Here is a 13,613-nt window from a genome sequence, read left to right as displayed (position 1 = left end):
CTCACACCTTTCCTGGTTGGTACGACTGGGCATTATTGCCGAACACGCGGCGAGGAAAATTGATGCAGTCGTGATTTTCACGCCGCTAGCGCATACCACGTAGCGCACGGGGTGGGCAGGTAAACTCACGCTTGAACAGGGTCGAAAAATGGTTGCTGTCGCCGAAACCGCAGCGAAAAGCGATATCGGTGATGCTGCTATCGCTGTGGCACAGCATATGGCGAGCCTGTAGCAAACGCAGGTGGGTCAGGTAGCGCTGTGGCGTCATGTTGGTGTGCTGTTTCAGCTGCCGGTGCAGCGTACGCAGCGGGATGGCAAAGCGATCGGCCAGTTCGGACCATTCGATCGATTCAGCATAGTGGCCCTGGAGCCAGTCCAACAGCTGATGCAAACGCCCCTCCTGATCGTCCCCCTGCCGGGCCAGACAGCCCTGCCACAGCTGCACCAACAGCTGCATAAAGACGCTTTCATGCAGCGCTATCTCTTCTGGCCGCTCACCTGCAGGTGCCGCCACGAGCTGCGCAATCAACCCCTTGACCTGTTGCAACACCTGCTGGCTGATGCGCCAATGGGCCGGGTAGACACCATCGGCCTCGCGCGGCAGGAACTGCTCCACGCCGGAGACAAAGCGGAAGGCGTCCGGCGCCCGGAACAGAATATTGGTCAGGATCAGGCCGTCGGTCTGTTCAAACAGGTGGCGATCGTGATCGCGCACAAAACAGACGCAACCGCTGTTAAGGGTATAGGGGTTGCCATTAAACACATGCACCCCTGCCCCCTGTTCGACAATCACAATTTCGTAAAAATCATGATGATGTTCTGGAAAAGCCTGCTGCGGTTCGCGGGGTTCGATCACCACGGGCGCGCTGCAGGAAGGGAAAAAATCACTACTGTGCAATAGGTTCATCTTGCCCCCAGAGCTTTGGCGCGGCGGGATTACCGCGCAACGTCGGTAATCGATAGTAAGAGAAGCGCCCGGCAACAAACCTTAAGGTTTTGACCGAAAAGCGCGCTAAAGCTGCGCGTTTTTTAAGAAAGCCGTAGCAATGTTGAGAAATGCGTACAAGGTCACAACCGGGCGAAAACCGGCTCGAGTCGCAAACTGTGAGCTACTTCACCTTTACCTTTGCCATTTTGCCAATCCCCCTCAGGCGTTGGCAGTGGCGAGAAGGCCCAGGCAGCGGCAACTTCCTACACTGCTCGCATCAAGCAATCACGGGCTTTCTCTCATGACTATTCGCAATACTGTCGCCATCGATCTTGGAGCCTCCAGTGGACGAGTGATGCTGGCGAGCTATCAACCGCAACAGCAACAACTCCAGTTGCGTGAAGTCAGCCGCTTCACCAACCGTTTGCAGCACCGGGCCGGGCAAGACTGTTGGGATCTGGATGCGCTGGAAGGCAATATCCGCCAGGCACTCTTACAGCTTGATGCCGAAGGCATTCACCTTGATAGCATCGGCATAGATACCTGGGGTGTCGATTTTGTACTGTTGGATGCGCAAGGTGAGCGGGTCGGCCAGGCCGTATCCTACCGTGATGCCCGCACTCAGGGGCTGATGGCAACAGCCCAGCAGGATCTGGGCCGCAGTAATATTTACCAACGCACCGGCATTCAATTCCTGCCTTTCAATACGCTGTACCAGCTGCGTGCCCTGCGCGAACAGCAGCCAGAACTGTTAGATCGCGTGGCTCACCTGCTGCTGATCCCAGATTACCTGCACTTTCGCCTGACGGGGGAACTGAACTGGGAATACACCAATGCCAGCACCACCCAGCTCCTGAATATTGAAAGCGATCAATGGGATGAGGAACTGTTGGCCTGGGCCGGGGTACCTGCCAGCTGGTTTGGCAAACCAACGCCACCAGGCAACCGCGTGGGCTATTGGACCAGCCCCAGCGGCCAGCAGATCCCGGTGATTGCCGTGGCAACGCACGACACCGCCAGCGCGGTACTTGCAACGCCATTGCAAGATGCCAATGCCGCCTATCTCAGCTCCGGCACCTGGTCGCTGATGGGCATCGAAAGCCCAATCCCGGTGGTTCACCCGGCATCATTGGCGGCCAATATCACCAATGAGGGCGGCGCAACGGGCTATCGCGTGCTGAAAAACATCATGGGCCTTTGGCTGCTGCAACGCGCAACGCAGGAATTGAACATCAGCGATCTGCCAGCCCTGATCGCTCAGGCGGCCCAACAGCCAGCCTGTCGTTCATTAGTTAACCCCAATGACGATCGTTTTATCAACCCAGCCAACATGTGCCAAACCATTCAGGACAGCTGCCGCGAGCGCGGGATGCCGGTGCCGGAAACCGCAGCCCAACTGGTGCGCTGCATCTTCGACAGCCTCGCCATGCTCTACCGCCAGGTCGCACAGGAGTTGGCGACGATGCACGGCCGCCCACTCAGCCATCTGCATATCGTCGGCGGCGGCAGCCAGAACCATTTTCTTAATCAGCTGTGTGCCGATGCCTGCGGGCTGGCCATCAGCGCCGGGCCAATCGAAGCCTCCACCCTGGGCAACGTCGGCTGCCAGTTGATGGCCTTGGACGCCGTCAGCGACATTGGACAATTCCGCCGCATCGTGGCACAGAACTTCCCACTACAACACTTTACCCCTCGCGACAATCCAGACTTTGCCGCCCACTGGTCGCAATTTCAGTCGTTGAGTCAATTACCTAAGGAACTTTGCATATGAAAAGCTCGATCGATCAAGCTTGGGAACTGGCAAAACAGCGCTTTGCTGCCGTTGGCGTGGACGTTGAAGCCGCTATCAACGCTATGGAGAGCCTGCCAGTGTCAATGCACTGCTGGCAAGGAGATGACGTGGCCGGGTTCGAAAATCCGGAAGGCTCCCTGACCGGCGGCATTCAGGCCACCGGCAACTACCCGGGCAAAGCGCGCAACGCCAAAGAGCTGCGGGCCGATCTGGAACAGGCACTGGCGCTGATCCCTGGCCCAAAACGCTTGAACCTGCACGCGATCTATCTGGAGTCTGATACCCCGGTAGCCCGTAACAAAATTGAACCACGCCATTTTAAAAACTGGGTGGAGTGGGCCAAACAGCACCAGTTGGGGCTGGATTTCAACCCGTCATGCTTCTCGCACCCGCTGAGCGCCGACGGTTTTACGCTGTCACATGCCAACCCGGAAATCCGTCAGTTCTGGATTGAGCATTGCCAGGCTAGCCGCCGCGTCTCGGCCTATTTTGGCGAACAGCTCGGTACGCCTTCGGTGATGAACATCTGGATCCCGGACGGTATGAAAGATACGCCGATCGATCGCCTGGCACCGCGCCAACGTCTGATGAGCGCGCTGGACGAAGTGATTAGCGAAAAACTCGACCCGGCACACCATATCGACGCGGTGGAAAGCAAGCTGTTCGGCATTGGCGCAGAGAGCTACACCGTGGGTTCCAACGAGTTTTATCTCGGCTATGCCACCAGCCGCCAGACCGCACTCTGTCTGGATGCGGGCCACTTCCACCCAACCGAAGTGATCTCCGACAAGATCTCCAGCGCCATGCTGTATGTACCACGCCTGCTGCTGCACGTGAGTCGCCCGGTACGCTGGGACAGTGACCACGTAGTGCTGCTGGACGACGAAACGCAGGCGATTGCCGGTGAGATCGTGCGCAACAACCTGTTCAACCGCGTCCACATCGGCCTGGACTTCTTCGACGCCTCCATCAACCGCATCGCCGCCTGGGTGATCGGTACCCGCAACATGAAGAAAGCCCTGCTGCGTGCGCTGCTGGAGCCGACCGAGATGCTGCGCAAGATCGAAGAGAGCGGCGATTACACCGCCCGCCTGGCCTTGCTGGAAGAACAGAAATGCCTGCCATGGCAAGCCGTGTGGGAAACCTACTGCCAGCGTAACGATGTCCCGGCCGATGCCAGCTGGCTCAACAACGTACGCAACTACGAACAACAGATCCTCAGCCAACGTTAAGGGTAGCGCAATGCAACAGATAGTTTCCTCCTGGTTCGTCCAGGGCATGATCAAAGCCACCAGCGACATGTGGCTAAAAGGCTGGGATGAACGCAACGGCGGCAACGTCAGCCTGCGGCTTTTGGCGGAAGATGTTGAGCCTTTCCGTAGCGATTTTGTGGCCGATCCGCGTTGCGTAGAGCTAACGCAACCGGCAACCGAACTGGCCAACTGCTGGTTCCTGGTCACCGGTTCAGGCAAGTTCTTCCGCAACGTGCAGTTGGCGCCGCAAGAGAATCTGGTGCTGTTGCAACTGAACCACAACGGCACCGCATACCACATCCACTGGGGGCTTTCTCAGGGAGGTTTTCCTACCTCGGAACTGGCGGCGCATTTCCAGTCGCACATCGTGCGCATGAACGTCACCTCTGGCCGTGATCGCGTCATCATGCACTGCCATGCCACCAACCTGATCGCCCTAAGCTTTGTGCAGGAATTGGACAACGCCAGCTTCACCCGCCTGTTGTGGGAAGGCAGCACCGAGTGCCTGGTGGTGTTCCCAGACGGCATAGGCATCGTTCCCTGGATGGTGCCAGGAACCGACGGCATCGGCACCCAGACCGCCGAACAGATGCAGGAACACAGCCTGGTACTGTGGCCGTTCCATGGCATTTTCGGCTCTGGCCCAACGCTGGACGACGCTTTCGGCCTGATCGACACCGCAGAAAAATCGGCCGAGATCATGGTGAAAGTGCTGTCGATGGGTGGCAAGAAGCAAACCATTTCCGGCAGCCAACTGACGGCGCTGGCCAAGCGTTTCGGCGTAACGCCACTGGCCGCCGCGCTCAAGGATTGAGACATCGGTGCCCTGCGTCCGCTACGGCGGGCGCATCACAACGGTTTCTCATTTCAGGAGCAATATCATGAGTTTCATGCTGGCATTACCGAAAATCAGTTTGCACGGCTGCGGCGCCATTGAAGATATGGTCAAGCTGCTGGCACAGAAGCAATGGGGTAAGGCGCTGATCGTCACCGACGGTCAGTTGGTTGAACTCGGCCTGCTGGAAGGGCTATTCAACGCCATGCAGCAGCATGCTCTGCCTTATGCCATGTTCAATGAGGTATTTCCCAACCCTACCGAAGGACTGGTGCAGCAAGGCTGGCAAGCGTTCAAACAGCAGCAGTGCGACTATCTGATTGCCTTCGGCGGCGGCAGCCCAATCGATACCGCCAAGGCGATCAAAATCCTCACCGGCAACCCTGGCCCCTCTACCGCCTATTCCGGCGTTGGCAAAGTCAAACATCCGGGCGTAGCTTTGGTGGCGATCAATACCACTGCAGGCACCGCAGCCGAGATGACCAGCAACGCGGTGATCATCGACAGCCTGCGCCACGTCAAAGAAGTGATCATCGACACCAACATCATTCCTGACATCGCCGTGGACGACCCGCAGGTGATGTTGGATATTCCCGCCAGCGTGACTGCCGCCACCGGTATGGATGCGCTGACCCACGCGGTGGAAGCCTATGTTTCCGTGGACGCTCACCCGCTGACCGATCACTCGGCGCTGGAAGCCATCCGCCTGATTAGCACCTGGCTACCTGCCGCGGTAGATGACGGCAAAAACCTGCAAGCGCGGGAAATGATGGCCTATGGGCAATACCTGGCGGGGATGGCCTTCAACAGCGCCGGGCTTGGCCTGGTGCACGCATTGGCTCACCAGCCAGGCGCGACCCACAATCTGCCACACGGCGTTTGCAATGCCATCCTGCTGCCGGTAATCGAAGAGTTTAACCGCCCGAATGCCGTGGCTCGCTTTGCCCGTATTGCGCAGGCAATGGGGGCAGACACGCAAGGCATGAACGAAGAACAGGCCAGCCATCTGGCGATAGCCGCCATTCGCGCGCTTTCGCTGCGCGTGGGCATCCCGACAGGCTTCTCGACCCTGGGTATCAAGGAAGCCGATATCGAAGGCTGGTTGGATAAAGCGCTGGCTGACCCATGTGCCCCTTGCAACCCACGCACGGCAGATCGCGAACAGGTTCGTGCACTGTATTTAGCCGCGCTGTGATCCTTAAGGAAAATCTATGATCCGTAAAGCTTTTGTGATGCAGGTAAACCCGGACAAGCACGCCGAATACCAGCGACGTCACAGTCCGATCTGGCCAGAGCTGGAACAGGTGCTGAAGGAGCACGGCGCACACCACTATTCCATCTTCCTGGACGAAGCACGCCACCTGCTGTTTGGCTATGTGGAGATTGAGTCAGAAGAACGTTGGGATGCAGTGGCCAACACCGCCGTCTGCCAGCGCTGGTGGCAGCATATGGGCGACGTGATGCCAAGCAATCCTGATCATAGCCCGGTCAGCTCACCGCTACGTGAAGTGTTTTATCTAGAATAATCAACAGGCGACGGTTAAACCCCGTCGCCTTATTATTAACGCCGTACTATTTTTTACTATAAATAATAAACGAGGTTCTTTGGCCGATTTTATCGTACAGCGAACGGGCAGAGGAGTTGAACTCCTGGGTCATCCAGTAAACGCGGCTTGACTCTCTCACTTCCGCCTGTTGATAAGCTTCAGTAAATAAGCTCTCCGCCACGTTTTGTCCCCGCGCGCTTTTATCAACGAACAGATCCTCAATATAGCAATAGTTTTTATCGCTCCACGTCGAGGCGTGATAAACCAAATGCATAAAGCCGAGGATCTGCCCCTGATCGTTAACGGCGACCAGGCCGACCAAATCCTGTTTTTGGCACAGGCGGATAAAGGTTTTTTCGGTAATTTCGGCGCTGACATCGGCACGATAAAAGTGCAGATATTGCTGCCACAGATGTTCCCAACCCGCTCTATCTGAAGCGATTATGTCCCTAATGGTAACGCCATTTTTAGTCATCAACATAGTCCTGCCCCTGCATGTTCAAAGTGGCGCAAGTATAGGCGATGCCATAGGGCGGGGTTAATGGACCAATCCGCTATAGACACCGGACCATTTCAGCGGCTAAGTATCCATCTCGTTTAAACAGCGCGTTAGCAACTGGGAAAAATGCTCGACGTTATAGGCTATCTCAATAGGATCCAGAGCCGCGAAACCCAGCAGCCAACCAGATAAGGGAATATCTGCAGTACAAAACTCGGAAAGGCTTTTCAGGGTTAAATTATACTGGGCAGCGCGATGGGCAACCTCTTGCTCAAGTTGTTTACTTTCCGCCAGGCAGAGTATTTGCAAGCCGCAGTTAGGTACAATAACCTTCACCTTTAAGCCGCAGTGCTTGTTGATCTCATTAATAAACAGCGCCGCACGGGATGAATATATTTTCTTCATCGTCAGGACATGTTCTCGGTAATGTCCCTGCATAATAAATTTTGCCAACGTTCGCTGAGCGATCCCCGAAACCTGGCTGTCCGTATTCGCCCGCGCGGTAGTCATGGGTTTTACCAGCGCTTCTGGCAGTACCATATAAGCCACATGCAGATCCGGGAACAGGGTTTTACTGAAAGTGCCCATATAAATGGTGCGCTGATGGGGGTCTAACCCCTGCAAACAGGCCGTCGCAATGCCTTGGTAGTGGAACTCGCTGTCGTAGTCATCTTCAATGATCCACATATCCCGAACTTTTGCCGCCTCAATCAATGCCAACCGCCTGGCCAGCGAAAGTGCTCGACCGGTCGGATATTGGTTGGAAGGGGTGACATAGACAAATCTGGCATTAGCCTGCGAGCGAATGATTTCATCGGTGCAAATCCCCTGTTCATCAACGGCAATCGGGATCGGCTTGAGCTGCGCCGCCTGGAAGGCTTTAATCGCACCGGTATACCCCGGATTTTCGATAAAGACGCTATCGCCAGCATCTGCCAGGACCTGCGCACATAAAGACAGCGACTGCTGCGTACTGCTCACAATCAGAATTCGATCGGCCTGCGCCTTCACGCCCCGCTCGGCCAGCAGGAAATCGCAAATGGCCTCCCGCAGGTGAATATTGCCCTGCAAGTTACTGCCTGCCGAGATAGACAACCCCTCTTCTTTGACGGTTTGCTGATATAACCTGAGCCAGGTATGGATCGGAAAATTGCGGGTTTCAGGCATGCCGGGGCCAAATGCCCGCTGCTGGGGCAGGTTGCCTGATTCAGGCCTGGTATGCTGTGACGATCTCCGGCTCAATGTGACCTGGCTGCCGGAAGGTGCAGCTGAGTGCTCACTAGTCAGACCCAGCAAAGGTTGCTGCCTTTGCGCAACAAAGCTTCCCCGACCCACCTCTCTGCAGACGTATCCCTCGGTTTCCAGCGCCGTATAACAGTTCTCAATGGTCCCTCGGGATAACTGCAGTGAGGCTGCCAACGCACGGCTGGCCGGTAAACGTTGCCCCGTGATGAACTCACCCTGCTGGATCATCGTCTTGAACGCAGCGGCCAGCGCCGTAGTTAATGAAACTTCGGGGACTGTTTGCTTGGCGAGGTTTTTTTGCAGCAAGAGAGTCTGGAGCTGCTTTTCGGTCAGGCGGTTCAAGGCGCAGCTCCACTGAGAGAAAAACATAAGGTGTAAGCGACAAACCGCCGTGTGATATTGCCATCACACGGCGTTTTACATGGGATTTGGGGATATTACGACTGAGGAATTACTCAGATACCGTCGCCATACTCAAACCCGTGATTGGCACCGTTGAAGTACTGATCCATATCCATCGATGGCGTATCGCTTTCCGGGCGGCCAACAATACGTGCGGGCACGCCTGCGGCGGTGGTATGTGGTGGCACGGGCTGTAGCACCACGGAACCGGCACCAATCTTGGCCCCTTTCCCCACTTCGATATTGCCGAGGATTTTAGCCCCCGCGCCAATCATCACACCTTCGCGGATTTTAGGGTGGCGATCGCCGCTGGTTTTACCCGTCCCGCCCAGGGTTACCGACTGCAGGATAGAGACGTTATTCTCCACCACGGCGGTTTCACCGATCACAATGCCGGTGGCGTGGTCGAGCATGATGCCGCAGCCGATGGTGGCCGCCGGGTGGATATCCACCCCAAAGGCGACCGAGATTTGATTTTGCAGATAGATCGCCAATGCCTGGCGGCCCTGCATCCACAACCAATGGCCGATGCGGTACGCCTGCAAGGCATGGAAACCTTTCAGGTATAGCAGCGGCGTTGAATATTTATCTACTGCGGGGTCACGCAACCGCACCGCCAGAATATCGCGGGCCGCTGAGACGATCATTTGTGCGTCGGAACGATAGGCATCTTCCACCACCTCACGCACGGCAATCGCCGGCATGATCGGATTGGCCAGTTTGTTCGCCAGAATGTAGCTGAGCGCGCTGCCCAGATTTTCATGCTTGAGCAAGGTCGCGTGGAAAAAGCTAGCCAGCATCGGTTCACAATCTGCCAGTGCTCTCGCCTCTGATTTAATGCTGCTCCAGACCTGTTCTAACTCTTCTGACGACATCGCTTCCTCTCTGCCAAAACAGACTACCCCGCCTGATCCCGGCAGGGTAACCTAATCAAATTGTCGCGGCGCGATACATTGCTGTACCGCAGCCAAGGTCAAGCACTGTGCTTTTCGTCTTTCTTGGTGCGCCCAAGCAGAGTCAACGCTGCCTCACGGGCATTTTTATCACAGTACAGCACCTGATAGATCTGTTCGGTGATCGGCATTTCTACGCCAAAGCGCTGCGCCAGTGCCAATACCTCTTTGGTATTGCGATAGCCTTCAACCACCTGGCCGATGCTATCCTGCGCTTCCTGTACGCCCTTGCCTTGCCCCAGCATAATACCGAAACGACGGTTGCGCGATTGATTATCCGTGCAGGTCAACACCAGATCGCCCAACCCAGCCATGCCCATAAAGGTGGAAGGATCGGCTCCCAATGCCGAGCCGAGACGGCTCATTTCCGCCAGGCCACGAGTGATCAATGCGGTACGCGCGTTGGCACCAAAACCGATACCGTCAGACATACCGGCACCGATGGCAATCACGTTTTTCACCGCGCCGCCCAGCTGTACCCCAATGAAATCCGGGTTGCTGTAGACGCGGAAGCTTTTGCCACAGTGCAGCAGCTGCTGTAAATCTTCGGCAAACTGCTCGTCGGTGGCTGCCAAAGCGATCGCCGTTGGCAATCCGGCCGCCAGCTCTTTGGCAAACGTTGGCCCAGAAACGACCGCCAGTGGGATGGTATCCCCCAGCGCTTCGCGAGCCACGTCTTGCAATAGCCGCCCCGTTTCTGCTTCCAGACCTTTGGTCGCCCATACGATGCGGGCATCTGGGCGCAGATGAGGTTTCAACTGACGCAATACGTCACCAAACACGTGGCTAGGCACCACCACCAGCACATCACGGCTGGCCGCTAATGCACGAGCAAGATCGGTTTCAAGCAACAGGGTATCGGGGAAAGGGACGCCGGGAAGGAACGCCTGATTGCAACGATCGCGCTGCATAATCTGGATCTGCTCGGGGTTATGCCCCCACAGCACTACCGGGTGGCCGTTACGCGCCAGCGTAATGGCTAAAGCGGTGCCGTACGAGCCGGCACCGATTACAGTCATTGAAGCATTGACGGTATTCATCAGGCATCCTGATGAGGTTCAGCGCTTTCGCCTTCCGCCTGCTGCTGCAAATAGCTCATGAACAGCGCGTCAAAGTTTACCGGTGCCAGGTTCAACTGCGGGAAGGTACCGCGAGAAACCAGGCTGGTGATGCACTCACGCGCGTACGGGAACAGGATGTTCGGGCAGTATGCACCCAGGCAATGTGCCAGTTGCGTGCCTTCGATACCGGAGATGGAGAAGATACCTGCCTGCTGAACTTCACACAGGAATGCGGTTTCTTCACCCAGAGAGGCGGTAACGGTGACGCGCAGTACCACTTCGTAGACGTCGTCTGCCAGGTGGCTGGAAGCCGTATCCAGATCGAGCTTAACTTCTGGCTGCCATTCTTGCTGGAATACCTGCGGAGCGTTTGGCGCTTCGAATGAGATATCCTTGGTGTAAATGCGTTGGATCTGGAAAGCCATCTCTGTGCTGTTTTGTTCTGACATGTGTGTAATACCCTTGGTTAACTATCCTTAGAGACACTCAGTGGTTGCAATACCCACATCTTGGCAGTGGGACCGCCGCTGGTTTACAGCAGCGGATCCAGCCCACCGCGAGCATCAAGTGCATGTAAATCATCACAGCCGCCAATATGTTGGCCATCGATGAAAATCTGAGGCACGGTGGTTCGCCCACTGCGCGCAATCATTGCTTCGCGCTTGACGTTATCACCATCGATGGCAATCTCGCTAAACGCAGCTCCCTTGCTGTTCAGCAGCGCCTTGGCGCGATGACAGAACGGGCAGGTTGCCTTGGTGTAGATCTCAATGTTAGCCATGGAAACCCCTTCAATCACACTAAAATTTACTTGCCACGTGCCAACGGCAGGTTTTCCCCACTCCAGCCGGCAATGCCGTCTTTCAGGGTATAGACCTGTTCAAACCCGGCTTTGCTCAGGTTTTCTGCGGGTTCGCGTGAGGTGGTGCCATTGGCACAGACCACGATGACCGGCTGGGCCTTGTGTTTATCCAGTTCGCCGAAGCTGCCGGTTTTGATCTCGCTCGCCGTCAGGTTGATCGCGTTGGCGATATGGCCTCTGCGGAAATCATCACGGGTACGGGTATCTACTACTACCGCATCTTCTTTATTGATCAAGCGAGTAGCTTCACCGCGGGCGATCTCTTTAACCTTGGAAAAACGGCTCTTGAAGGTCATGACGATCACGGCAGCCAGCAGACCGACCCAGGCCAGACTAAGTATGGGGTGCCGGCTAACAAATTGCATAATTTCTTGCAGCATGGGGTGTAACAACTCCCGTCAGTTAAGGGAAAAATAAGTCAAGGTTTCAGAGTATACCTGCCGAATGCGTCAAATACAGCCAATAAGCAAACGGGAATGCAGAAACTGCGGAGTACACTGGAAAATTACCGTCATGACGTTGAGAAAGTCGAGGCTGTTCACCGCATCTTTGATCTCTTTGGGCTCTTTTTAGTCGGCCACATTGTAGTATCATCAGGTTCCAGAGGGTGAATAGCCATCATTCCAGTGCCAATGGGCTGATGGCTATTCACAACTTAAAACGATCATAAAGAGGTTACTGCAATGTCGAGCAAGAAAAAGCCCATGGTACTGGTGATCCTGGACGGCTACGGCCATCGGGAAGAGCAACAGGACAACGCGATCCTGAACGCCAAAACGCCGGTCATGGACCGTCTGTGGCAACAACAGCCACATACCCTGATTGCCGCTTCCGGTCTGGATGTCGGCCTGCCTGATGGCCAGATGGGTAACTCGGAAGTCGGTCACGTGAACCTCGGCGCAGGCCGCATCGTGTATCAGGACCTGACCCGCCTGGATAAAGAGATCAAAGACGGTGACTTCTTCACCAACGCAACGCTGACCAGCGCCGTCGACAAGGCCGTGAAGGCAGGCAAAGCGGTACATATCATGGGCCTGATGTCTCCTGGTGGCGTCCACAGCCATGAAGAACATATCCTGGCGATGATCAAACTGGCCGCACAACGCGGAGCCAAAGCCGTTTACCTGCATGCCTTCCTGGATGGACGCGACACTCCACCGCGCAGTGCTGAAAATTCACTGAAACGTTTCAGTGACGAATTTGCCACGCTGGGTGCCGGACGTATCGCCACGGTGATCGGCCGTTACTATGCGATGGATCGTGATAATCGTTGGGACCGCGTACAGTTGGCCTACGATCTGATGACCCAGGCCAAAGGCGAATTCACCGCCGACAACGCCGTAGCCGCGCTGCAGGCTGCCTATGCCCGTGGCGAAAACGACGAGTTCGTTAAACCGACCGTGATCCAGGCAGCGGGCGAAGCCAGCGCCGAAATGAACGACGGCGACGCGTTAATCTTCATGAACTTCCGTGCCGACCGTGCGCGCCAGATCACCCGCGCCTTCGTCAATGCCGATTTCGACGGCTTCCCACGTAGCAAAGTGGTCAAGTTTGGTGATTTTGTCATGCTGACCGAATACGCCGCCGACATCAAAACCGCCTGTGCCTATCCGCCAGCCTCACTGGCCAACACCTTCGGTGAGTGGCTGATGAAGCATGACAAAACCCAACTGCGCATTTCGGAAACCGAAAAATACGCTCACGTTACCTTCTTCTATAACGGCGGCGTCGAAGAACCGTTCAAAGGTGAAGACCGTATTCTGATCAACTCGCCAAAAGTGGCCACCTACGATTTACAGCCAGAGATGAGCTCCGCCGAGCTGACCGAAAAGCTGCTGGCAGCCATCCACAGCGGTAAATATGACGCCATCATCTGTAACTACCCGAACGGCGACATGGTTGGCCACACCGGTGTCTATGATGCAGCCGTCAAAGCGGTAGAAACCCTGGATAACTGTATTGAGCAGGTAGTAGAAGCGGTGAAAGCCGTTGACGGCCAACTGCTGGTCACCGCCGATCACGGTAACGCCGAGCAAATGCGCGATCCGGCTACCGGCCAGGCGCACACCGCCCATACCAGCTTGCCAGTGCCGTTGATCTACATCGGTAAACCCGCCAAAGCGGTAGAAGGTGGCAAACTGTCCGACATCGCTCCAACCATGCTGTCACTGATGGGAATGGAAATCCCGCAAGAGATGACTGGTAAGCCGCTGTTCATCGTGGAATAATCCTTTCC

Annotated in this window: 14 protein-coding genes; 6 read left to right on the top strand and 8 right to left on the bottom strand. The window is 55.9% G+C overall.

The annotated features are described in order from the left end of the window. Window positions 1-85: 85 nt before the first annotated feature. Entirely contained in the window at window positions 86-907 is an 822-nt protein-coding gene (gene rhaS / locus IMQ33_RS08515; RefSeq protein WP_065683755.1) for an HTH-type transcriptional activator RhaS, read from the bottom strand. A gap of 376 nt (window positions 908-1,283) precedes the next feature. Here rhaS and rhaB point away from each other — a divergent pair, with 376 nt between their 5' ends. The 5 genes from rhaB to rhaM all read left to right on the top strand — a co-directional run bounded on the left by rhaB (window position 1,284) and on the right by rhaM (window position 6,334). Further along, window positions 1,284-2,699 (top strand): rhamnulokinase, encoded by a 1,416-nt coding sequence (rhaB, locus tag IMQ33_RS08510; RefSeq protein ID WP_230326675.1) that lies wholly within the window; start codon window positions 1,284-1,286, stop codon window positions 2,697-2,699. Beyond that, window positions 2,696-3,952: an L-rhamnose isomerase gene (locus IMQ33_RS08505; RefSeq protein ID WP_161738560.1), complete on the top strand. Its 1,257-nt coding sequence runs from the start codon at window positions 2,696-2,698 to the stop codon at window positions 3,950-3,952. Before rhaB ends, IMQ33_RS08505 begins: the two co-directional genes overlap by 4 nt. 10 nt (window positions 3,953-3,962) lie before the next feature. Beyond that, window positions 3,963-4,787, top strand: coding sequence for a rhamnulose-1-phosphate aldolase (gene rhaD, locus IMQ33_RS08500; RefSeq protein ID WP_065683752.1), 825 nt, complete (start codon window positions 3,963-3,965; stop codon window positions 4,785-4,787). A 67-nt stretch (window positions 4,788-4,854) separates the two neighbouring features. Then, on the top strand, window positions 4,855-6,003 hold the full coding sequence (gene fucO, locus IMQ33_RS08495; protein ID WP_196061740.1) for a lactaldehyde reductase: 1,149 nt from the start codon (window positions 4,855-4,857) through the stop codon (window positions 6,001-6,003). 16 nt (window positions 6,004-6,019) lie between these two features. Beyond that, window positions 6,020-6,334, top strand: a complete 315-nt coding sequence (gene rhaM, locus IMQ33_RS08490; RefSeq protein ID WP_098929436.1) for an L-rhamnose mutarotase — start codon at window positions 6,020-6,022, stop codon at window positions 6,332-6,334. Window positions 6,335-6,380: 46 nt separating this feature from the next. Here rhaM and IMQ33_RS08485 read toward each other — a convergent pair whose 3' ends face one another. The 7 genes from IMQ33_RS08485 to IMQ33_RS08455 form a co-directional block, all read right to left on the bottom strand. Then, window positions 6,381-6,836, bottom strand: a complete 456-nt coding sequence (locus IMQ33_RS08485) for a GNAT family N-acetyltransferase (RefSeq protein WP_024527889.1) — start codon at window positions 6,834-6,836, stop codon at window positions 6,381-6,383. A gap of 99 nt (window positions 6,837-6,935) precedes the next feature. After that, the gene (locus IMQ33_RS08480) at window positions 6,936-8,441 is read right to left on the bottom strand and encodes a PLP-dependent aminotransferase family protein (RefSeq protein ID WP_196061739.1); all 1,506 of its coding nucleotides are present in this window, start codon (window positions 8,439-8,441) and stop codon (window positions 6,936-6,938) included. Window positions 8,442-8,554: 113 nt separating this feature from the next. Continuing rightward, window positions 8,555-9,376: a serine O-acetyltransferase gene (cysE, locus tag IMQ33_RS08475; protein WP_021181867.1), complete on the bottom strand. Its 822-nt coding sequence runs from the start codon at window positions 9,374-9,376 to the stop codon at window positions 8,555-8,557. A 98-nt stretch (window positions 9,377-9,474) separates the two neighbouring features. Further along, window positions 9,475-10,494 (bottom strand): NAD(P)H-dependent glycerol-3-phosphate dehydrogenase, encoded by a 1,020-nt coding sequence (gene gpsA / locus IMQ33_RS08470; protein WP_024482901.1) that lies wholly within the window; start codon window positions 10,492-10,494, stop codon window positions 9,475-9,477. Next, window positions 10,494-10,964 carry a protein-export chaperone SecB gene (secB, locus tag IMQ33_RS08465; RefSeq protein ID WP_021181865.1) on the bottom strand — a complete coding sequence of 157 codons (471 nt, stop codon included), beginning with the start codon at window positions 10,962-10,964 and terminating at the stop codon, window positions 10,494-10,496. Before secB ends, gpsA begins: the two co-directional genes overlap by 1 nt. Window positions 10,965-11,047: 83 nt before the next feature. Beyond that, window positions 11,048-11,296 (bottom strand): glutaredoxin 3, encoded by a 249-nt coding sequence (grxC, locus tag IMQ33_RS08460; RefSeq protein WP_024482902.1) that lies wholly within the window; start codon window positions 11,294-11,296, stop codon window positions 11,048-11,050. 26 nt (window positions 11,297-11,322) lie between these two features. Continuing rightward, window positions 11,323-11,757 (bottom strand): rhodanese-like domain-containing protein, encoded by a 435-nt coding sequence (locus IMQ33_RS08455; RefSeq protein ID WP_021807259.1) that lies wholly within the window; start codon window positions 11,755-11,757, stop codon window positions 11,323-11,325. Window positions 11,758-12,060: 303 nt separating this feature from the next. Between IMQ33_RS08455 and gpmM the strand changes: the two genes are divergently transcribed. Further along, the gene (gene gpmM / locus IMQ33_RS08450) at window positions 12,061-13,605 is read left to right on the top strand and encodes a 2,3-bisphosphoglycerate-independent phosphoglycerate mutase (RefSeq protein ID WP_074029864.1); all 1,545 of its coding nucleotides are present in this window, start codon (window positions 12,061-12,063) and stop codon (window positions 13,603-13,605) included. Window positions 13,606-13,613: the final 8 nt, after the last annotated feature.

This window comes from Serratia sp. Res13-Sevr-LER1-36-b (assembly GCF_015673035.1).
In the GTDB taxonomy this organism is placed as follows: domain Bacteria; phylum Pseudomonadota; class Gammaproteobacteria; order Enterobacterales; family Enterobacteriaceae; genus Chania; species Chania fonticola_C.
The sequence above is the reverse complement of the archived record's forward strand: the minus strand, read 5'-3'. Positions and strand labels throughout refer to the sequence as shown.

What these genes read in the sequence shown, in the direction of transcription:
- cysE (WP_021181867.1), bottom strand. Translation starts at nt 9,376, where the DNA reads ATGTCGTCAGAAGAGTTAGAACAGGTCTGGAGCAGCATTAAATCAGAG.
- rhaB (WP_230326675.1), top strand. Translation starts at nt 1,284, where the DNA reads ATGCTGGCGAGCTATCAACCGCAACAGCAACAACTCCAGTTGCGTGAA.
- gpmM (WP_074029864.1), top strand. Translation starts at nt 12,061, where the DNA reads ATGTCGAGCAAGAAAAAGCCCATGGTACTGGTGATCCTGGACGGCTAC.
- IMQ33_RS08485 (WP_024527889.1), bottom strand. Translation starts at nt 6,836, where the DNA reads ATGTTGATGACTAAAAATGGCGTTACCATTAGGGACATAATCGCTTCA.
- gpsA (WP_024482901.1), bottom strand. Translation starts at nt 10,494, where the DNA reads ATGAATACCGTCAATGCTTCAATGACTGTAATCGGTGCCGGCTCGTAC.
- grxC (WP_024482902.1), bottom strand. Translation starts at nt 11,296, where the DNA reads ATGGCTAACATTGAGATCTACACCAAGGCAACCTGCCCGTTCTGTCAT.
- IMQ33_RS08455 (WP_021807259.1), bottom strand. Translation starts at nt 11,757, where the DNA reads ATGCTGCAAGAAATTATGCAATTTGTTAGCCGGCACCCCATACTTAGT.
- secB (WP_021181865.1), bottom strand. Translation starts at nt 10,964, where the DNA reads ATGTCAGAACAAAACAGCACAGAGATGGCTTTCCAGATCCAACGCATT.
- rhaM (WP_098929436.1), top strand. Translation starts at nt 6,020, where the DNA reads ATGATCCGTAAAGCTTTTGTGATGCAGGTAAACCCGGACAAGCACGCC.
- fucO (WP_196061740.1), top strand. Translation starts at nt 4,855, where the DNA reads ATGAGTTTCATGCTGGCATTACCGAAAATCAGTTTGCACGGCTGCGGC.
- rhaS (WP_065683755.1), bottom strand. Translation starts at nt 907, where the DNA reads ATGAACCTATTGCACAGTAGTGATTTTTTCCCTTCCTGCAGCGCGCCC.
- rhaD (WP_065683752.1), top strand. Translation starts at nt 3,963, where the DNA reads ATGCAACAGATAGTTTCCTCCTGGTTCGTCCAGGGCATGATCAAAGCC.
- IMQ33_RS08505 (WP_161738560.1), top strand. Translation starts at nt 2,696, where the DNA reads ATGAAAAGCTCGATCGATCAAGCTTGGGAACTGGCAAAACAGCGCTTT.